The sequence below is a fragment of the Sulfolobus sp. E5-1-F genome (assembly GCF_009601705.1).
Taxonomy (GTDB): domain Archaea; phylum Thermoproteota; class Thermoprotei_A; order Sulfolobales; family Sulfolobaceae; genus Saccharolobus.
The window spans coordinates 2,230,010-2,250,155 of sequence record NZ_CP045687.1; the positions used below are offsets into that span (position 1 = coordinate 2,230,010).

Annotated in this window: 19 protein-coding genes; 16 read left to right on the top strand and 3 right to left on the bottom strand. The window is 34.2% G+C overall.

What is annotated here, in order from left to right:
* Positions 1 to 44: 44 nt before the first annotated feature.
* Positions 45 to 644, top strand: coding sequence for a sulfite oxidase-like oxidoreductase (locus GFS03_RS11760; RefSeq protein ID WP_153424260.1), 600 nt, complete (start codon positions 45 to 47; stop codon positions 642 to 644).
* On the top strand, positions 641 to 1,027 hold the full coding sequence (locus GFS03_RS11765) for a GIY-YIG nuclease family protein (RefSeq protein ID WP_153424261.1): 387 nt from the start codon (positions 641 to 643) through the stop codon (positions 1,025 to 1,027). Before GFS03_RS11760 ends, GFS03_RS11765 begins: the two co-directional genes overlap by 4 nt.
* Here the strand turns inward: GFS03_RS11765 and GFS03_RS11770 are convergent.
* Positions 995 to 1,381 carry a phosphate-starvation-inducible PsiE family protein gene (locus GFS03_RS11770; RefSeq protein ID WP_153424262.1) on the bottom strand — a complete coding sequence of 129 codons (387 nt, stop codon included), beginning with the start codon at positions 1,379 to 1,381 and terminating at the stop codon, positions 995 to 997. The two genes, GFS03_RS11765 and GFS03_RS11770, sit on opposite strands and share 33 nt — an antisense overlap.
* Before the next feature lie 36 nt (positions 1,382 to 1,417).
* Between GFS03_RS11770 and GFS03_RS11775 the strand changes: the two genes are divergently transcribed.
* The 6 genes from GFS03_RS11775 to GFS03_RS11800 all read left to right on the top strand — a co-directional run bounded on the left by GFS03_RS11775 (position 1,418) and on the right by GFS03_RS11800 (position 8,817).
* Positions 1,418 to 2,605: a mandelate racemase/muconate lactonizing enzyme family protein gene (locus GFS03_RS11775; protein ID WP_153424263.1), complete on the top strand. Its 1,188-nt coding sequence runs from the start codon at positions 1,418 to 1,420 to the stop codon at positions 2,603 to 2,605.
* 2 nt (positions 2,606 to 2,607) lie between these two features.
* A complete protein-coding gene (locus tag GFS03_RS11780) occupies positions 2,608 to 3,492 on the top strand; it encodes a bifunctional 2-dehydro-3-deoxy-phosphogluconate/2-dehydro-3-deoxy-6-phosphogalactonate aldolase (RefSeq protein WP_153424264.1) in 885 nt (294 codons plus the stop codon).
* 9 nt (positions 3,493 to 3,501) lie between these two features.
* Positions 3,502 to 4,443 (top strand): bifunctional 2-dehydro-3-deoxygluconokinase/2-dehydro-3-deoxygalactonokinase, encoded by a 942-nt coding sequence (gene kdgK, locus GFS03_RS11785; RefSeq protein ID WP_153424265.1) that lies wholly within the window; start codon positions 3,502 to 3,504, stop codon positions 4,441 to 4,443.
* Between the two features lie 38 nt (positions 4,444 to 4,481).
* The gene (gapN, locus tag GFS03_RS11790) at positions 4,482 to 6,011 is read left to right on the top strand and encodes an NADP-dependent glyceraldehyde-3-phosphate dehydrogenase (RefSeq protein WP_153424266.1); all 1,530 of its coding nucleotides are present in this window, start codon (positions 4,482 to 4,484) and stop codon (positions 6,009 to 6,011) included.
* 48 nt (positions 6,012 to 6,059) lie between these two features.
* Positions 6,060 to 6,998, top strand: coding sequence for a sodium:calcium antiporter (locus GFS03_RS11795; RefSeq protein WP_153424267.1), 939 nt, complete (start codon positions 6,060 to 6,062; stop codon positions 6,996 to 6,998).
* Positions 6,999 to 7,074: 76 nt separating this feature from the next.
* Positions 7,075 to 8,817: a molybdopterin-dependent oxidoreductase gene (locus GFS03_RS11800; protein ID WP_153424268.1), complete on the top strand. Its 1,743-nt coding sequence runs from the start codon at positions 7,075 to 7,077 to the stop codon at positions 8,815 to 8,817.
* Between the two features lie 236 nt (positions 8,818 to 9,053).
* Here the strand turns inward: GFS03_RS11800 and GFS03_RS11805 are convergent, their stop codons facing one another.
* Positions 9,054 to 10,601, bottom strand: coding sequence for an APC family permease (locus tag GFS03_RS11805; RefSeq protein WP_153424269.1), 1,548 nt, complete (start codon positions 10,599 to 10,601; stop codon positions 9,054 to 9,056).
* Between the two features lie 208 nt (positions 10,602 to 10,809).
* Between GFS03_RS11805 and GFS03_RS13790 the strand changes: the two genes are divergently transcribed.
* The 6 genes from GFS03_RS13790 to GFS03_RS11835 all read left to right on the top strand — a co-directional run bounded on the left by GFS03_RS13790 (position 10,810) and on the right by GFS03_RS11835 (position 15,063).
* Positions 10,810 to 11,181 (top strand): winged helix-turn-helix domain-containing protein, encoded by a 372-nt coding sequence (locus GFS03_RS13790; protein ID WP_153424270.1) that lies wholly within the window; start codon positions 10,810 to 10,812, stop codon positions 11,179 to 11,181.
* A gap of 51 nt (positions 11,182 to 11,232) precedes the next feature.
* Entirely contained in the window at positions 11,233 to 12,135 is a 903-nt protein-coding gene (locus tag GFS03_RS11815) for a glycolate dehydrogenase (RefSeq protein ID WP_153424271.1), read from the top strand.
* On the top strand, positions 12,128 to 12,619 hold the full coding sequence (locus tag GFS03_RS11820) for a DUF2299 domain-containing protein (protein WP_153424272.1): 492 nt from the start codon (positions 12,128 to 12,130) through the stop codon (positions 12,617 to 12,619). Before GFS03_RS11815 ends, GFS03_RS11820 begins: the two co-directional genes overlap by 8 nt.
* 37 nt (positions 12,620 to 12,656) lie before the next feature.
* Positions 12,657 to 12,974, top strand: coding sequence for a hypothetical protein (locus GFS03_RS11825; RefSeq protein WP_153424273.1), 318 nt, complete (start codon positions 12,657 to 12,659; stop codon positions 12,972 to 12,974).
* Between the two features lie 195 nt (positions 12,975 to 13,169).
* A complete protein-coding gene (locus GFS03_RS11830) occupies positions 13,170 to 14,570 on the top strand; it encodes an APC family permease (RefSeq protein ID WP_153424274.1) in 1,401 nt (466 codons plus the stop codon).
* A gap of 100 nt (positions 14,571 to 14,670) precedes the next feature.
* The gene (locus GFS03_RS11835) at positions 14,671 to 15,063 is read left to right on the top strand and encodes a universal stress protein (RefSeq protein ID WP_153424592.1); all 393 of its coding nucleotides are present in this window, start codon (positions 14,671 to 14,673) and stop codon (positions 15,061 to 15,063) included.
* A gap of 16 nt (positions 15,064 to 15,079) precedes the next feature.
* Here GFS03_RS11835 and GFS03_RS11840 read toward each other — a convergent pair whose 3' ends face one another.
* The gene (locus GFS03_RS11840; protein WP_153424275.1) at positions 15,080 to 16,987 is read right to left on the bottom strand and encodes a serine/threonine-protein kinase; all 1,908 of its coding nucleotides are present in this window, start codon (positions 16,985 to 16,987) and stop codon (positions 15,080 to 15,082) included.
* A gap of 54 nt (positions 16,988 to 17,041) precedes the next feature.
* Here GFS03_RS11840 and GFS03_RS11845 point away from each other — a divergent pair, with 54 nt between their 5' ends.
* Entirely contained in the window at positions 17,042 to 18,202 is a 1,161-nt protein-coding gene (locus GFS03_RS11845) for a hypothetical protein (protein ID WP_153424276.1), read from the top strand.
* Positions 18,203 to 18,334: 132 nt separating this feature from the next.
* Entirely contained in the window at positions 18,335 to 19,753 is a 1,419-nt protein-coding gene (locus GFS03_RS11850; protein WP_153424277.1) for an MFS transporter, read from the top strand.
* Positions 19,754 to 20,146 lie beyond the last annotated feature (393 nt).

The following is a 20,146-nucleotide window of genomic DNA, read 5'->3' on the forward strand; positions in this document are numbered from 1 at the left end:
TATCTCTAACACAATTTTTTAAACGTAATTTTGCATCATTAATTATGCAAGAAGTTCAGAAACCACCAAATCAAAAATATATAAAGAACTTTATTATCTATGCCGAGTTTGGTATACCAGAAGTTAACTTAGAATCGTATAGGTTAAAAGTTAGTGGGGAAGTAGAAAATCCTCTATCATTTACGTATGACGAATTAATGAAATTGCCAAGAAAGGAAATAGTCGAAGATTTCCATTGTGTAACGGGTTGGTCGATAAAGAATGTTAAGTGGGAGGGAATTCCCTTTAGACTATTAATTGAGACTGCTAGGGTAAAAAATAACGTCAATTGGGTCATGTTCTACAGTCTAGACGGTTATACATCAATAATACCATATGAGGATGTATTAAAGGATAATGTGATTGTCGCGTTGTTTATGAATGGGGAAAAGCTATCTTTAAAGCATGGTTTTCCAGCTAGGCCAATAATTCCTCATCTATATGGGTGGAAGAGTGCAAAGTGGTTAACCGAAATTGAGTTCCTAAGGGATTACGTTGACGGATATTGGGAGGAAAGAGGATATCATGAAAGAGGAAATGTGTGGGAAGAAGAGAGGTTTAAAGGTCAAGGAGGTAGACATTTAAGAAGAAGACCAGTTCTATGACAAGTTACGTTCTATTAATCGAATGTAAAACTGATGTTAACTTAAGGACCAAGGGTAGGGAGTTTTTAATAAAGAAGGGTATTTACGCATATGTTGGATCATGTGGGAGATCTTGTAGTAAACGTATAATTAGACACTTAAATAAAAATAAGAATACATATCATTGGCATATTGACTACTTAACAACAGTTTGTGAACCAATGGGAGTATTTGTAATAAAGCATGTTAAAGAGAAAGAATTAGCCTCGTTATTAAGTAAAAGTAACGCATGTGTAGAAAAATTCGGATCTAGTGACGATAAAGATGTAAGATCTCATTTATTTATAATAGGTGATTTACGAGAACTTTATTTAACGATTTGCGATAAATCTGGAGAACGATAGTATTCCAACTACACCCGCTATTATTAATATATTGGTTATGTTATAATTTTGGGAGAATAATTCTAGAATTAATTCTCTAACGAAAAATGATATACCAGCGTCTATTACGTTAATTATACTTCTTTCTTTTCCAGATAAGTAGCTGTTTACGGCAATGTATAATTCTATTAATACCAAAATTAATAATGGACCAGTTATAGTCACATTTACCAAATTTAATAAATTTAGAGAAAATATGTTAGATATTATACCGAAAATAGTTATTACGATTTGAACTCCTATCCCAAATAATAAAATAATTCGGATAATATAGCCTATAAATTTTATTAAATCCTTATCGTTGATTCTTACCATTATGTAAGTTTATATTTTCTGTCCAAATTATAGCTTATGAAAATCAGAGAAATAGAACCAATAGTTCTTACCTCTAAAGAAAAAGGTAGTGCGACTTGGGCATCTACGATGGTTATTGTAAGGGTCATAACGGAAAATGGAGCTGTAGGCTATGGGGAAGCGGTTCCAACATTAAGAGTTATATCTGTATATAATGCCATTAAACAAGTTGCCAAGGGTTATATAGGAAAAGAAGTAGAGGAGGTTGAGAAGAATTATCATGAATGGTATAAACAAGACTTCTACTTATCTAGGTCTTTTGAATCAACAACTGCAGTAAGTGCAATTGATATAGCTTCTTGGGATATAATAGGAAAAGAGCTCGGAGCTCCAATCTACAAGTTATTGGGTGGAAAAGTTAGGAATAAAGTACCAGTATATGCTAATGGATGGTATCAAGAGTGTGTAACTCCAGAGGATTTTGCAGAAAAGGCAAAAGAGGTTGTGAAAATGGGATATAAAGCCCTAAAATTTGATCCATTTGGTCCCTACTTCGATTGGATAGACGAGAAAGGTTTAAGAGAAGCTGAGGAGAGAGTAAGGGCTGTTAGGGAGGCTGTTGGTGATAACGTGGATATTTTAATAGAGCATCACGGCAGATTTAATGCAAATTCAGCGATAATGATAGCGAAAAGATTAGAGAAATATAATCCAGGATTTATGGAGGAACCAGTGCATCATGAGGATATTATTGGTTTAAGCAAGTATAAAGCTAGTACTCATTTAAGGATTGCATTAGGAGAAAGACTGCTAAGTGAAAAAGAAGCTGCGTTTTACGTAGAGAAAGGTCTTGTAGACATATTGCAACCAGATTTAACTAATATAGGTGGAGTGACAGTAGGTAAGAGTGTTATAAAGATAGCTGAAGCAAATGACGTAGAAGTTGCTTTTCATAACGCATTTGGTTCAATTCAGAATGCCGTTGAAATACAGCTAAGTGCAGTTACGCAGAACTTATATTTGCTTGAGAATTTCTATGATTGGTTCCCTCAATGGAAAAGGGATTTAGTGTATAATGAAACACCAGTTGAAGGAGGGCATGTTAAGGTTCCAGATAAGCCTGGAATAGGTATTTCAATTAATGAAAAAATAATAGAACAATTAAGAGCCGAACCAATACCATTAGATATAGTTGAAGAACCAGTTTGGGTTGTTAAGGGTACTTGGAAGAATTATGGTGTTTGAAAATGCCAGAGATCATAACTCCGATCATAACTCCGTTTACTAAAGATAATAGAATAGACAAGGAGAAATTGAAGCTACATGCGGAGAACCTTATTAGGAAGGGGATAGACAAACTTTTCGTAAATGGCACTACTGGCCTTGGTCCTTCACTAACTCCAGAGGAGAAGTTGGAGAATCTAAAGGTTGTTTATGACGTTACAAATAAGATAATATTTCAAGTCGGTGGGTTAAATCTAGACGATGCTATAAGGTTAGCTAAGTTGAGTAAGGATTTCGATATTGTCGGCATAGCTTCATATGCTCCATATTACTACCCTAGGATGCCAGAGAAGCACTTAATAAAGTATTTTAAGACATTGTGCGAAGTATCCCCTCACCCTGTTTATTTGTATAATTATCCAACAGCTACGGGTAAAGATATAGATGCAAAAATTGCTAAGGAGATTGGTTGTTTCGCAGGAGTTAAGGACACTATCGAAAATATAATTCACACCTTAGACTACAAACGTCTAAATCCTAATATGCGAGTTTATAGTGGCTCTGACATGTTAATTGTCACAGTAGTATCTACAGGTTTAGATGGTAATGTTGCAGCTGGTTCGAACTATCTTCCTGAAGTTACTGTGGCAATTAAGAAATTGGCTATGGAGCGGAAAATTGAAGAAGCACTTAGATTACAATTTCTTCATGACGAAATAATAGAGGCCTCTAGATTATTTGGAAGCTTATCTTCAAATTATGTTCTAACTAAATACTTCCAAGGATACGACTTAGGAAATCCCAGACCTCCGATATTCCCATTAGATGAGGAAGAGGAGAGGCAGTTAATTAAGAAAGTCGAGGGTATAAGAGCTAAACTTGTAGAACTTAAAATATTGAAAGAATAGTATACTATCATGGTTGATGTAATAGCTTTAGGAGAGCCTTTAATCCAGTTTAATTCTTTTACTCCGGGTCCATTAAGATTCGTAAACTATTTTGAAAAACATATAGCAGGATCTGAGTTGAATTTCTGCATTGCTGTTATTAGGAATCATCTATCATGCGGTTTAATAGCAAGAGTAGGTAATGACGAGTTTGGAAGAAATATCATAGAATATTCCAGAGCTCAAGGTATTGATACTACCTATATAAAGGTGGATAATGAGTCTTTCACTGGAATATACTTTATACAAAGGGGTTATCCAATACCTATGAAAAGCGAACTAATATATTACAGAAAAGGCAGTGCAGGAAGTAGACTTTCTCCAGAAGATGTAGATGAAAATTACATTAGCAAAGCTAGGTTAGTCCATTCAACTGGGATAACATTGGCTATAAGCGATAGTGCTAAGGAATCTGTAATTAAAGCGTTTGAATTAGCGAAATCTAGAAGCCTAGATACTAATATCAGACCTAAACTTTGGAGCAGTCTCGAGAAAGCTAGGGAAACTATACTTTCGATATTAAAAAGATATGACATTGAGGTACTAATAACAGATCCAGATGACACTAAGATTTTGTTAGATGTTACGGACCCAGATGATGCATATAGGAAATATAAGGAGCTAGGAGTTAAAGTCTTGCTCTATAAATTAGGTGCTAAAGGTGCCATGGCATATAAAGACAATGTAAAAGTCTTTAAAGAAGGCTATAAAGTACAAGTTGAGGATCCTACTGGGGCTGGTGACGCAATGGCAGGTACATTTATTTCATTGTATTTGCAGAATAAAGATATAGAATATTCATTAGCTCATGGTATTGCGGCGTCAACTCTAGTCATAACAGTAAGGGGAGATAATGAACTTACACCCACTACTGAGGATGCCGAAAGATTTTTAAATGAGTTTAAAACGTAAAGTCTAACATTTAAATTTTTCATTTATGAATATATATTATGGAGAAAACTTCACTATCGATAAAATCTAAGGAGCTTATGGAAATCTATGAACTGAAGGATGGAATACCTTACTTTAAGACTTATTTGGCTAGCCAATGGATTAGTGGAGATGAGTGGCAAGACGTAATTAGCCCAATTGATTTAAACGTTATAGCAAAAATTCCTAAATTAAGCTGGAATCAGGTAGACAATACATTGGAGCACATATATAGAAAGGGGAGATGGGCAATACGAGATACTCCAGGTGAGAAGAGATTAGACATATATAAGAAGATAGCGTCATTGTTGGATAAGTTTAAGGAAGATTTCGTTAATGTGTTAATAATCAACAACGGTAAAACTAGAGCTGCGGCAGAAGGCGAGGTCAAAGCTGCAATTGAAAGACTATTACGTGCAGATTTAGATGTCAAAGAGACAAGAGGTGATTACGTTCCTGGTGATTGGAGTTCAGAGACTTTAGAAACTGAAGCTGTTGTAAGAAAAGAGCCAGTTGGAGTTGTTCTTTCAATTGTTCCATTCAATTATCCCCTTTTTGATACTGTAAATAAAATAGTGTATACTACTGTAATTGGAAATGCTATAATTATTAAACCTCCATCATCAACTCCATTACCTATCTTAATGTTAGCTAAGGTTATGGAATTAGCAGGTTTTCCGAAAGACTCATTTGCGATAATTACACTACCCGGTAGAGATATGAATAAAGTGGTTGGAGATAAAAGAATCCAAGCAATATCACTAACTGGAAGTACTGAAACAGGAGAAGAAGTAGTAAGAAATGCAGGGATTAAACAATTCATAATGGAGTTAGGCGGAGGAGATCCGGCTATTGTATTGAGTGATGCGGATTTAGCATGGGCTGCGCAAAGGATAGCAACTGGAATAATAAGTTATACTGGACAAAGGTGCGATTCAGTGAAGTTAGTTTTGGTTGAGGAAGAAGTTTATGATACACTAAAAGATTTGCTTATAAAAGAATTAACAAAATCCGTTAAGATTGGAGATCCTAGAGATCCGTCAACTACTGTCGGTCCCGTTATAGACGTGAAAACAGTAGATGAATGGGAAAAGGCTATAAAAGACGCAGTAGAAAAAGGTGGAAAAATACTATTTGGAGGAAAGAGATTAGGTCCTACTTATATTGAACCAGTATTGATAGAGGCGCCAAAAGACACCCTTAAGGACATGTACTTTTATAATAAAGAAGTATTTGCGTCTGCAGCACTTTTAATTAAAGTTAAAAACATTGATGAGGCTATAGAAATTTCAAATAGTAGAAAATATGGATTAGATGCAGCAATATTTGGAAAGGATATAAACAAGATTAGAAAGCTTCAAAGGTTCTTAGAAGTAGGTGCTATTTATATAAACGATTATCCCAGACATGGAATTGGTTACTTCCCATTTGGTGGAAGGAAGGATTCTGGAATTGGTAGAGAGGGTATTGGGTATACGATTCAATATGTAACGGCTTACAAATCAATAGTCTATAATTATAAAGGGAAAGGTATTTGGGAATACTTGTAATTTTTTAATTATAGCTTATAGGGAAGTAAAACATAAATTTTAATTAAGTTGGTGTGGTTTTTAATATTAAAGCTTATAATCTTACTTATTCTAGTTGCGTTTTCAGCCACTTTAATGGCTAGGGGGACAAGAGAGCTAGAGAGGTCTTTTGGCAAAGGAATAGCTGGAGGATTAATATTAGGCTTTGTAAATGCGTTACCGGAAACTATTATTGTAATTCAGGCCGTTTTGAATGGTTTTTATGATATTGCATTAGGTTCTGCTTTGGGTGGGAACATATTGCTACTCACCTTAGGGATAGGGCTTGTTTCTATTTTTTATTATCTAAAGTACAAGTCTAATACCATTACTCTAGATAATGATATAAATATAGAATATAGCTCATTTCTAATAGCAGTTGTAATCTTAGGTATAGCAGTTGCGTATGGTAAGTTAAACTACTACATGGGGCTCTTCTTGATTTCTCCTTATATATACTATATTTATAAGAGGTATAAAAATTACAGAAATATGTCTAAAAATGGAAAGAGTAAGGGTAGCATAATAAAGGGTCTAACTTACGTTATAATAGGAGGTCTACCGTTGATTTTTATATCCAAGTATTTAATTTCCACTATAAGTAGCATCGCGAGCATGTTTAATGTGTCACCACTAATACTCGCAATACTGATAACTCCTATTGCCGCAGAGTTAGAAGAAAATCTGACTGCAATAAAATTAATATCTGATTCACCATCAAGTGTAACCACAGCATTAATGAATTTTATAGGTAGTAAGTTGGAGAATATGACATTACTCTTAGGTATAGTAGGTATTTATCAAACAGTCAGTCTTAGGTCATCCCTACTATATCTTTTGCTCATACTAGCTACAAGTCTATTTGCCTTAGGAATCATAAATGATAGAAATATAAAAATCAGAGAGGGATTATCTCTATTTGGGATTTATGCAATTCTAATTGTAATTCTATTAAGGTTTTCAGCTTAAAGGAATTTCGTCACGTTTCAGCTACGGTCGCTCTCTTCACTCAAACTTAAAATCTGATTTTCCCATTATAAAAATAATGGTTCACGCTTGTACGCGAGATTGTTATGATACTTGTATATTTGATGATAATCATAAACCACTTGATATATTTCCTTTTAATGGGTTTACATGTTCTAGGGGTATAGCGGATTTAAAGAGGAACTCGTTAAATAGAATTGATAACGTTTACATTGAAGGAGAGTCAAGTAATATAGATAATGCATTAGATTTAATAATTAAGGAAATAAGAAAACGGAAAAAAGAGGAAATTCTTCACGTCGAGTATGACGGGAACCAAGGTTTATTAACGTGGTATTTTCCGGCAAGGCTATGGAACGTAATGGGCACAGCGTCAACTGACTACTCAATATGCAGTGCAGAAGGTCATGAGGCAATTAAGCTACATTATCGTAACTCAATAGGCGCTCTACCAGACGATTTCCCCAAGTATGATTCATTTGTCATATGGGGAAGCGAATTAGTATTTAGTTTCATTCATGGTTGGAATATAATTAAAGATAAGCATAAGGTGACAATCGATGTTAGAGTATCTGAAACGGCTAAGAGGAGTGATAGATATTATATTGTAAAACCTGGAAGCGACGTATATTTAGCTATAGGGATCATGAAAAAGTTATTTGAGAAAAACTGGGTTGATTTGTCACTTCTAGATGATCCAGAGAAATTAAGGAAATACGTTTTCTCATTTAAGGATGAAGAACTCGAGAACGCTACCGGTCTGGATTCCTCTAAAATTGATGAATTAGCTGAAATTTATTATTATAGAAGACCTTTAACAATTATTGGATTTGCACTAGGCAGGAGTATAAACGGTGGTGATGCCATATCACTAATCTCATTAATACCTGCACTGATTGGAATGAAGAGGGGCTTTTTCTATGCCAATTCGCAAGGGCTTGGAATAGATTTTAAATATTTAAGAGGACTTCACAAGTACACTCCTTCAAGAATTGTAGGTATGGCAGAAGTTGGTAAAGAGATTGAAGAGGGTAAGATAACTTTTATGTTTGTTTGGAACTCTAATCCTTTACACTCATTACCAATGTCTGATAGAATATACGAGGCTGTAAATGAGGGTAAGTTATTTCTTGTTGTACATGATCCATTTTGGTCTGAGACTGCGAAGATAGCTAATGTAGTGTTACCCGCTCCTACTTATCTTGAGAAAGAGGATGTTGTCTACAGTTATTGGCATAATTATCTAGTTTACAATAAGCCAATGCTATCTAAAAGAGGTTTAACTGAGGTCGAATTAATGAGATTGTTAGCTGTAAAACTAGAGATTAGTGATGACATTATATTTGAGGACGAATGGTTAGCTATAAGTAAAGCTACCGGAGTTGATATTACAGAGCTAAAGACTAAAGGATTCATAAAGCTGTCACCTAAATATCCAGAAGATAAGGTAAGAGTAGAACCACTTCCAGATAAGCTCAAGAAGCCTGATGGAAATATTATTGTCTTTTCCTCACACCCTAATTATACTAATAGTCAATTTAAGGAAATTTATGGTGATAAGAAAGGCGTTGTGTATAATTCAGAATTAGAGGGTATAGGTTATTTATCAACAAACTATGGTAAGGTTAAGGTTATGTTTAAGAAGGATACTTCAATCCCAAGAGGGGTGTTCTTTATTCATAAATCTTTCTTGTTTGATCTTAACGGTAAGCCTATCAATAGTATTATAGGTTTTGCTAAGGGAAAATATGGTAATACACCAATAATTAATACAGATTCCGTGAATGCCATAAAAGCTTGAAAATTGACGACTTTAGTAGCTACAATAAAACATCATGAAATGAGGTGCTAGACCCTTGAAAGTACTAACGAATAATAACTTGGCATAAAGAGGAACTCTTACCTTGATTAAATGTCCTTATAAATTTGATTTACAACCAAAACAACAGGTTTAAATGGCTATCAGATTTTTTGATTTTAAGCTTCTTTCTTAGAAATTTCTGGAAAAAAGATACTAGTCTTTATCTTAAAAAAACTTCATTCAGGCGGTATTTCCTTGAATGCCAAATCTATATCAATGCCTTTCCTCTTATGAATAATCTTTGATACAACATATACTAATGCACTAACGACGAGGGTTCCTATCACAAATATAGTTGTAACTAAGTTAGGTCCACTAGAAGTCATGAATCCGAAGTCCGGATTAGTGGCTGCCACATAAGTCAGATATGCGAAATAACCAGCTGAAATTACACCTGCTGTGGATAATATATAGTTTTTCTCTTTGATTCCAAATGCAATACCAGCTACACTTACAACGAGGAAATATAGACTTCCTAGAATTGTCGCACCATAAAGGGAAAGTGCTGCGCCGATTGAGAATACCGGAACTAAAAGCAATATTAAAGTCAGTGAAAGATCGAATACGTGAGCATATACCGGTGAGCCATATTTATTGACCTCGCTAAACTTAGTTGGTAAAACTCTATCAAAGGACAATGCAAAAACGTATCTGGCAAATACTATAACACCGTAGGCAAGTATGTAAATGTTCCACACTATTAGTCCTAATGCGATTATCCATTGTAATATGGGATTCGACGCTACAGCTATTGCTGCTGTCCAGAAGTTATATAAGAAGGTTGGATAGGCTTCTAAGTTGAAATTATAGCCTCCGATTAAATCCATCTCAAGAAACGCCGATGTAACTAATATTCCAGTGATTATTAGTGCTATCGGTAAGTTCCACCTTATGGTCTTCTTCCCTTTAAATTCAGCTGCAACTGCCGGTCCAGCTTGCATCCAAGGATATGTGTATAACGCGAAGAATGGTAAGAGAAATAATGTTGCAGACCAAGATATTGAAGAAGGCAAGAATGCCCCTCTTGATGATGGAATAGTAACATTCAGATTATTAGCTGTTATTAATGTTGAGATTTTCGAGTAAAAGTCACCTGAATTTAGAGCTAGAACTATCATTGCTAAGACTAAAGTAGCCATCGAAAATATTCCCAAAACTGATACTAATCTATACCCCCACTTAGCCCTAAATATATTAAGGAGAATTATTATCACGAAAACCAACGCAGAGATTCCATAGATTATTAAACTTTGTAGTAAAGTTGGTGTTACTGCATAGGGATCAACTATCACGTTATTGGCAATGCTTAAGAGCATGGGAGAGTGTTGATATTCACCTATTACTGTTAGCGCAGTGCTTATTGCAGAAGACGTGAAAAACGCTACCAGCGCGAAGTAGGCTGTAGACTCTATCATTACTGCTAAAGCCATTGTAGATCCTAAACCACCATTTAGGCTTCTCGAAATCCATACGTAATCTCCACCAGTTCTTGGGATTTTCGACGTTAAAGATACATAAATTAGTAATTGCGGTATAGCGAAAATAAAGCCAATTAATGAGGCTAACCACAAGACTCCTCCTTGTTGTATATATGGTGATATTGATTCAAATAGTGCTACTCCAGCTGACATATTGCCTATATTGAGCGCAACCGCATCCCATAATGATACATTCTTTATTAAACCGGAAGTCTCCCTTACGAATATTCTGTTTTTGTTGCTCACACGCTATCTTCTAAATTCCCCTATTTAAATTTACTTATCTATAGCAAAAGTATGATTAAATCTTTGTTGGAGATTTACTTAAGTAAGTAAATAGTGTTGAAGTATACTAACTAATAAATTTTTTGCCCAAAAATATGGTGATCAATCTCGTATAGGACCGAAAAAATTGGGAACAAGAGATAAATATCATCACTTATTCATATTCTCGATGCTTGTCAAAAGGTCAATATTATTTATCATAAGTGTAACTATATTCCATATAGGTTTGTTGGTGTCTAAACATCATAATTACAGATTTTCTAACTGCCCATTTTTAGTATATATTCCCTTAACTTCTAATTTTATAGCAGATACCAAATGCAGATATAACTTGTTGAAAATTTTAGAGTTAATTGAGGAAGCAGAAGATGGTTTAACGGTAGAATATATATCTTCTAGTCTAAATTTAAGTAGGAAATCTGTTAGGATGTATTTAAATAAATTAGGGTCTAACGGATTAATAGAACGTGTTGGCGATAAATACAAAATAACTGAAAAGGGAAGAAATCTAATAAGGAGTCTGAAACTTAGCGGTTTTTGAAGAGGTTTTCTTATGTTAAAAAATTAAAACTTATAAAGTAAAGTAGGGTTTATGAGGATAATATCTACAGAAAAAGTTCCAGAGGAGTGTAAAAATATAATTAATGTTAAAGATGAGAATCTAACGGAAGAAGACTATAAAAATGCAGAGATTTTGCTAACGTGGCCAGGGAGAGTAAATAATGATTTGTTAGGTAAGATGCCTAACCTTAAAGTAATACAAACGTTTTCAGCAGGAGTTGATGATCTAAATTTCTCAATAATTCCTTCTCATGTTAAAGTTTTCTCAAATGCTGGTGCTTATTCTTTATCAGTAGCTGAACATGCTTGGGCTCTAGTTTTAGCATTAGCTAAAGGCGTGGGAACTAAAAAGAGGACTATAGTTTACGACGTTTCTGAAAAAACGTTATTGATTTTAGGTGGGGGTGGCATAGGGTCTGAAGTTGCCAGAATAGGTAAAGTTGCCTTTAGAAATTATGTAATAGGTATTTCCAGATCATTCAAAAAACCTGAATGGTTTGACGAAAGGCATGGAATGGGTATGATAAGGGAAAAAATTAGAGAAGCTGATATAATTGTTGACACGTTACCTCTAAATAAGCAAACTAGGAGTCTCCTAAATTATGATCTATTAAAAGATGTAAGACAAAACGCTATAATTGTAAATGTTGGGAGAGGTGAGACTGTCGATGAAGAAGGTATTTATAAGTTACTTAAGGAGAGGCAAGACGTAAGGTTCGGAACTGATGTGTTTTGGAGAAAAAATGGTAAAGAGGATTTCTATAATACGAAGCTTTGGGAATTAGATAACTTTACTGGAACACTACATACTGCTGGGGCTTATGGTAACGAGAGTATAATGAAGAAGGCGATGTTTATAGCTTGTTTAAATGTGAAAAAGTATTTAGATAAGGGAGTAGCAGATAATGAAGTGAGAAGGGAAGATTATGTTTGACAAATCGATGGACAAGCAAGTGGAGGAATGGTTGAAGGAATTAGGGCTAGTTGCAACCAGACCACCTCAGGCTAAAGAATTCTTTCACGTCATTGTATCACCTCCGCAAGGTGGGCCTACTATTAGTGTAGTGAGGGTAAATGATAGTTCAAGGTTTTATATTATAGCCATGGGAATAGGAATACATCCGTCTCATGTTAGTGCTTTAATGTCGCTTAATAGGGAGGAGAGAATCAAATTTATAATAGATTTACAATTGGAAGCTTTACGATACGGAGTGGATTTTGTAGCATTACCTCCAAATCAAGAGATTCCTAATGCCATTCAAGTATCTAAACCGATATTTATAGACAGCTTAACCGCAAACGAATTTCTCAATACTTTATTAAATGTGAGAAACGCTGGAGTTAGTATAATGCTGAAATTCACCCAAAGATTTGGTCCCTATGAACCTCAACAGCAAACTTCATTAAAGTACACATGAGACTTTTTATTCCTCTTTTTATTTTACATTATATCGTATGAAAGATGTAAAGAATGTTTTATGGAAGGTTCTAAATAATGAAGCTCCATTAGTTGAAGACGATATAAAGATGTATCACATTAAAGAAGGGATATTAACAGAAGACGACTTAAAGAGGTGGAGGGAAGCCATTAGGTTAATCAGAGAGGCGTATTATGACTCTTATAAAAACGAAAGTATTGCAGTTGAGAAGGCTAGGAAATCTCTAGAGATTATAAATTCTATTTCTCCTAAGAAACCAATGCCACTTGAAATGAAAATACGATTCGAGGATTTAAAGAAAAATCTTGAATTAATTGTGAAAATAAATAAATAATTTTTCCACTTATAATCTTTTGTTAAATGTATTAGTAAGAATTAAGGAATGTATTTTTGAATACTTTTTAGCTTCCCTTTAAGCCAATTTTTAGATTATTCAAGAGGAAGTCTTTTAAGCTTTCATGAAACTTCCTGCCCTAATTTAGGGAAACTTTTTAAACTTTTAGGATAGTAAAGCTTAAAGGGAGATACCATGGAGCTTAAAAAAGCTGTTTTGTCGTTTAAAGAAACTTACGCTCAAGCAATGGCAGTTACTGCACCCTTAGGTAGTGTGGTTTCTACAACTACAGCAGCGATATTATATGCGGGATCTTCAGTTATATTTACCACATTCTTATCTTTACTAACAAGTGCCTTATGGATCTACACCTTGTCAATGTATACTAAAAAGCTAGCATCTGCTGGAGGATATTATAACTTTAATTACGGAGCGTGGAGAAGTAAAAAACTCGCATTTTTAGAAGCACTTACCGAAATGGTAGCTTACACTCTTTTAAACGTTGTTAACGTAATTGCAGTCTATACAATATTATTAGTTGTATCTGATATTTTAGGAATTATGATTCCAAATTGGGTAATTTACTCCATAGTTGGTTTTAGTATAGCTTATCCTACATTAATTTCCTTTACTCATGTTAAAAAATTACTTGGTTATGTCGTAACCATAAGCGCTACAGCTGAAGCCGTATTATTAATTTCGCTATTCTTCTTATCTTTAAGTAAGGGTATTCATTTCGATTATTTTGTACCTAAATTTAGGAATTTTGGAGACTTGGCTACGGCTTATGTGTTAACTACAGTAAGTATATCTGGAGCAGGCGCAGCGACCTACCTAGGTGAAGAGACAAAGAAGCCTCATGAGAATGTATCTAAAGGGATGTGGCTAGCTCTAATTATAGGTGGTGTTTCCATGTTTTTAGGAACTTATGCTATGATAATATTATGGCCTGGTACGATGAGTAGTCTTGCTAATACGAATCAACCATTATTCGTAGAAATGATGCAATATGGAGTGATTGCTTTCTATATAGCAGTACTACTATCAATTAATAGTTTGTTAGCATCTAATATAGGGACAACGATAGGTGCAGCAAGGATCCTATTTAACTTAGCAAGGGAAAACGCCGCATCTAAGATTTTTACTAAAGTTAATAGAAGTGGAGAACCATTGGTTGCAACTGCTGTAATCGGTATTTCAACAGCTATAATTGCGGTATTATCTGTTTCCGTGTTAGGTATTACTGGGGCTTTTACTGAGGTAGCCGCAGTTGAGGGAGTATTATGGCTCCTAGGTAGGATATTAGATGGTTTCGGAGCTCCAATATTCTATTGGAGGTTGAATAGTTTAGGAATAGGTAATATATTAATACCCATTACAGCAACTGTAATAAACTCTTGGGGGGACATTCAATCTATACTACAAATGGACGTCGTTCAGCTTTTAATGATTATCGTATTTGCTGGCATTGTAGTTTCTTGGTATATATTGAAGGCTAGAAAAGGATTCCCTGGAACATTAGTGGTTGATGAGAATAATAATGTGATAACTATAGATGAATACCTTAAAAAGATAAAAGCCGTAAATGTTCGTTAATACATTTTCTTAGCGATTGATATACCATCTTGTTTTTACAAACTTTTTAATATCTATGATAGGAATTTTTAAAATGGTGGAAATAGAGAACTATCTGTATATGAAAGTAATTATAGCATATGATGGTTCAGATCACGCTAAAAAAGCCCTATTTTTTGCGTTAAATTTAATTAAAAAGGAGGACGAAATACATCTAGTCACAGTAGTAAAAGAAGCACCTAGAAGTGCAGAGCAAGTCATAATACAGAGTGAACAAAAAGCGAAGCAGATGCAAGATGAAGTAGTAAATGAGTTTGGAGATTATAAAATAGTACAAAAAATTTTAGAAAGTAATGATGTAGCTGATGCAATATTGCAATACTGTAATAATATAGGATGTGGTCTCATAGTAACTGGTAGTAGAGGACTTACTGGAATTAAGAAGGCGATATTGGGAAGTGTATCGAGTGCTTTAGTTTCAAAGTCTAATGTTCCTGTTTTAGTCGTTAAGTAAGTTTTTCGAATAGAAATTATACTCTAGAATAGAAAAATTCCTTCACTTCTTTACTAGTTGGCCTTACATTGGGATCAGGGTCAACCATTTTTACTATAAAGTTATAAGTATTTTTATCCACGTACTTTCTTAGCAAATCTAAATTCCTCGTATTATATAAAGAATTATCTAAGTATCTCGTATCCTTGCTAACATCAAACTTATCCATAGCTTCTATCATTGCATTGGTATTTAATGGTACTCCAGTCAATAATTTGTATACAGTAGCGCCCAATGCGTATATATCAGCCATTGGAGAAACTCCTCCAATTGAAGTTGATTTAACGAGGTCAAATGGTACATATGCTGGAGTATAACTAAACGGCTTTTCCCCAGCTTTTACCGCAGAACCCAAATCCGCCAACTTAACTATAATCTTACCATTCTTTAAGTTATCATAGGCTAGTCTTGCATTTGGAGGCAATTTCTCGTTAAATAATATGTTTTGAGGTTTAATATCGCAATGAACATACCCTCCGGAATGTATGGTCTCTAGCGCTTCAGCAATCCTCGCTGTAGCAATAAATACCATTTTTCTCCAATATTCACTCCTTACTAATTCTTTGACATTTATCACATCATTTATTGATCCACCTCTCATTAATTCGATTACTAACATTGGTGGCTTATTATAGTAAATTTCTGGATTTCCTCCTAAGATTTCCTTTACATCAAGCTGATCAGCATAAATTGCGTACAATCTAACAATATAGGGGGATTTGGTAGAAAGCTCTATCAATTTGGACGATTCTCCAACTAAATCCATTACGTTATTTAAGTAATTTATTAATGGTATCTTGAGGGCATAGAAATTCCCATCCTTTTCGCCCTTCAATATGTAGCTTGTACCTCCTACTCCTATTATATCAACAATTTTGTAACTGTGTATTTCCTTTCCTACCCATACCTTGGGATCCCAATTATTTAGATCTAAAACCGGTTTAGTTTGTTCACATGCTTTTCTATATCCCTTATTACATGCTAATTCCAGTAACTCTTTTCTTCTACTTGATAAGAATGCTAAGGAATATATCATCTCTGGTGACATTCTAGCTATATATTTCTCAACAACGCTTCGAGCTATACTATTACTTATAACTAAATTAAAATTCTGCATGTCATTTTGATCTATAATACACAACACTACCTTATCTAGGCAACTCCCTGGAATGTATACCATGTATTTTTTGTAAATCTCAATAGCATCTTTGCATTCACTTTTTTGGATTTGATTACATAATTTTTCATCAAGTTTTAGGTCGTTATCTTTAGTAGTTGCTACCTTACTTGGAATTAAGATTAGCAATACAATAGCTAATCCTACTATAATGAATACGGGATTTACTGAAAGGGGAAAAAACCCATTAATACCATAAACTATCAACGGTATACCAATCGGGAAGGTGAAATATGAGATAGTTTTCACTTTTCTATCTCTATTACCTAGGACTATGATAAGGGAGGATAATCCAATTCCTATCAAAGGAAGTGTTGATGATACTTCAACTAAATGTAAATATATGAAGTAAAGAAGTGTCAAGATACCAAGTATTATGTATATTGTTCCTCCGATACCTCTTCTCGATGCTAATTGTGTCTCAATTATTCCTCCCGTGACAAGCAGTATTTTGTCTGTGAGGGGCAACGAGCTAAGGAGTGCAAGATAAAACAATATCACAGAAAACGTTAGGGCAAACGGTTTTTCTATCATGATTCGATTAGTAAATGCATAAGTGATAGCAAAAAAACCAAAAAAGATTAGTACAAATTCTTCTAAAGAGTTGATCTCGAGAAATTCGTATTTCCAAAACAGGGAGTATATTCCGTAAAATAATGCTATAAATCCTAAAAATCCTGAAATGTACTGTAATAGGTTACTCTTCATGGTATTACTATTTTACTGGTAACACTTAAAATATTTAGCCCGATGTATTGGTATATGAGAGCATTACTACTCTTCTTCATGCTAACTCTGATTTTATCCTTTTCATGTTTGATATCATATGGTGCTATCCAAGTGAATTATTCCTTATATCAGCTTCACGGTTCAGAGATCATTTACTCTTATTCTAACTCCTCATATCTTATAGAGGAAAAGCTTATTCCAATAAATATAACTTCAGTTAACTATGTAGTTAAAATATTGTATTTTCCTAATTGGACCCTTAGTATTTCAACGAATCTGCCTAATGTATTCTCAATATTTGTAGGAAAGTTTTTGCTGTGGAGTGGTTTTGAAACTAGAGGGCTTACTGCCTCTTTTCTTATCCCTTACATAAATCCCCTAAATTTAACGATATGGATAATGAATTACCCTAATCCAATTTATTTGAACATAATGATACAAATAGGACAAGAAATAACGCTTCCAGGCGAAGTAAGCAATCTATATACTTTTAAAACAGAAATCTTGAACATAACGAAGTTAAATGTTACGTTACCTTCTCTTTCCTCTCCTCCCTCATACTGCATACTAACTTACAATTATACTTATGCTCCAGTTACAGTATTTAACTCCTCAGAGGAACAAATTGATATAGTTAGGGGTGTTAATGGTATACCCGTCTTAGAAGTTGGGTTATTACATTCAAATAATTTCACATTTTACTTCTATAACATGTCAGATAAACGAGTATTCCCTGCAGTTGAAATTTTCAAAAACCTTGTAATAACTACCAATGGAGTAGAAACACCATTTCCAGTCAAATCATCATTAGTTAGAGAAGATTTATCATTTGTAGTCGTTAACTCAACTACTGCGTTGATAATAATGAATAAAAGCGAAATTTATTTACCAATCTATAATATAACCTCCAAAGAACTTAGTTTCATTTTCATGTATGGAAAGATATTCTTAGGCTATTCAATTTTTGTTAGCTCTCCAGGGATTTATCATATCAGTGGATGCTATAATTTGGTAAATGTTCCATACGTAACGACTAAAGGGTCAACCTATTTTATAAGCTTTAACAAGGGTTATTATTTTGCATTACCACAGTCTATATTATTAAACATAAATGCTATTCTGCTTCTTTTTGCAGCTATTATATCTTCTCTATTAACTATTCTAATTTTGCTTATAAATAAGATATTCCGCTAGGATTTCTTAAATCTAACCTACTAAAGTTTAAGTAAAGAAGGCTACTATATAGATTACATAGTTAACAATAGATTATATTTACTTTATAGGTAAAATATATAATGGGAGAGACTAATAGGTGCATGAGAAAAAATGGATAAAGGAATTTCAAAAACACCTTTTGCATATATTGATTCATTAAGATTAACTTTCAATCACATTAAAGTTTGGTATACTTCTGGTATGGGATTTTTTACTGATGCCTACGATTTGTTCATAATAAGTGCAATTCTAGACGTTTTAGCACAGTTACATGACCCTAATTTCCCGCTTAATGGTTTTACACAAGGTCTTCTAGCGTCAGCAGCGTTATGGACGGCAGTAATTGGACAATTGCTCTTTGGTTTTCTGGGTGATAAAATAGGAAGAAAGGCGATATATGGCGTTGAAGCAATGTTAATGACAGTTGGTGCTTTGCTTTCTGCCATATCTCCTAACATATACTGGCTAATAATTTTTAGATCAATAATAGGTTTAGGAATAGGTGGAGATTATCCAATTTCTGCTACTATAATGGGTGAGTACGCTAATGTTAAAGATAGGGGTAAGTTAATAGCCTTAGTATTTGCAAATCAAGGATTAGGCAGTTTAGCAGCAGTAGCAGTTGGAATTGGTACTGTTTTAGCGTTTCCCCTGGATATTTCTTGGAGAGTTATGGCAGCCATAGGTGCAATACCGGCTGCTACTGTAATCTACCTTAGAAGAAAGACTCCAGAAACTCCTAGATACTCAATGCTAGTGAAAGGTAATATACAAGAAGCTAAGAGAGCTGCAGAATTTCTAGGTGGTAAAATAGAGGAAAAGAAGGCTTACTCAAAGCCGCTCTCGCTATCAGAGTTCCTATCTAAGTACTGGCTAACCTTGATAGGTACTGCAGTCTCATGGTTTCTCATTGATATAGCGTTTTATGGAACTGGAATTTACTCAGGTACAGTAACTCAATTAATATTAGGAAAACCCAGTAGTATAGCAAATTTAATATTAGAACAAGGTTTACCATACATGGTAGGATTCTTCGGTTATTTCACAGCAGTTGCCTTGATGGATAAGTTAGGAAGGAAAATTATACAGCTACAAGGCTTTATATTGTTGGCCATAATTTATGCGGTAGTTTCATCATTCCTAATAGTTAGTGGCACTAAGGTAATTGGTTTAACAATTCCAGCTGAACTTGGATTCTTGATATACGCACTATCATTCTTCTTTATAGATTTCGGTCCTAACACTACAACCTTTGTATTACCTGCTGAGAGTTACCCGACTAGGGCTAGAACTACTGGCCATGGAATTAGTGCTGCTTCGGGCAAATTGGGTGCAGCAATTGCTACTTACTTATTCCCCTCACTTTTAGCCTCTATAGGGATAAAGAATATTTTAATAATACTTTCAATATTATCGCTGGTAGGTGCAATAGTGACAATAATAGCTGTTAAGGAAACTAAGGGGAAGAGTTTAGAGGAAATAAGTGAAGAAGAGATAATTATTCATCAAGAAGAACAGTCCTCTACATAGACGAAATAGTTTACAACTGAAAGCCGAACCAATCTATAGTATGAAAATTTTTATACTTGTAGCTTGTGAATCACAGCATTTTCTCTCTGATCTAAACAAAACGGTCACCTTTAGACACTGGAAAAAGTTAGTCTTATGTAAGACGTTTTTTAATGGCAAAAATTTTTAGCTAACCGTTATTAGTCAGCTATTTGAATTTTAAGTTCTAAAAACATAGTAGAAAGTCCATGTCGTATAGCACGGGAGATATGTTTCAAAAATTCTTGAACCATGACGAAAGTGTCTTATAATTAACAAATTCCTTGGGCTTTTCAGCGAAAGTAAGTTAACTCCGTATATATAACTTTGGATAAATAATACAAAAATTAATAATATTTAAAATAATAATTATTA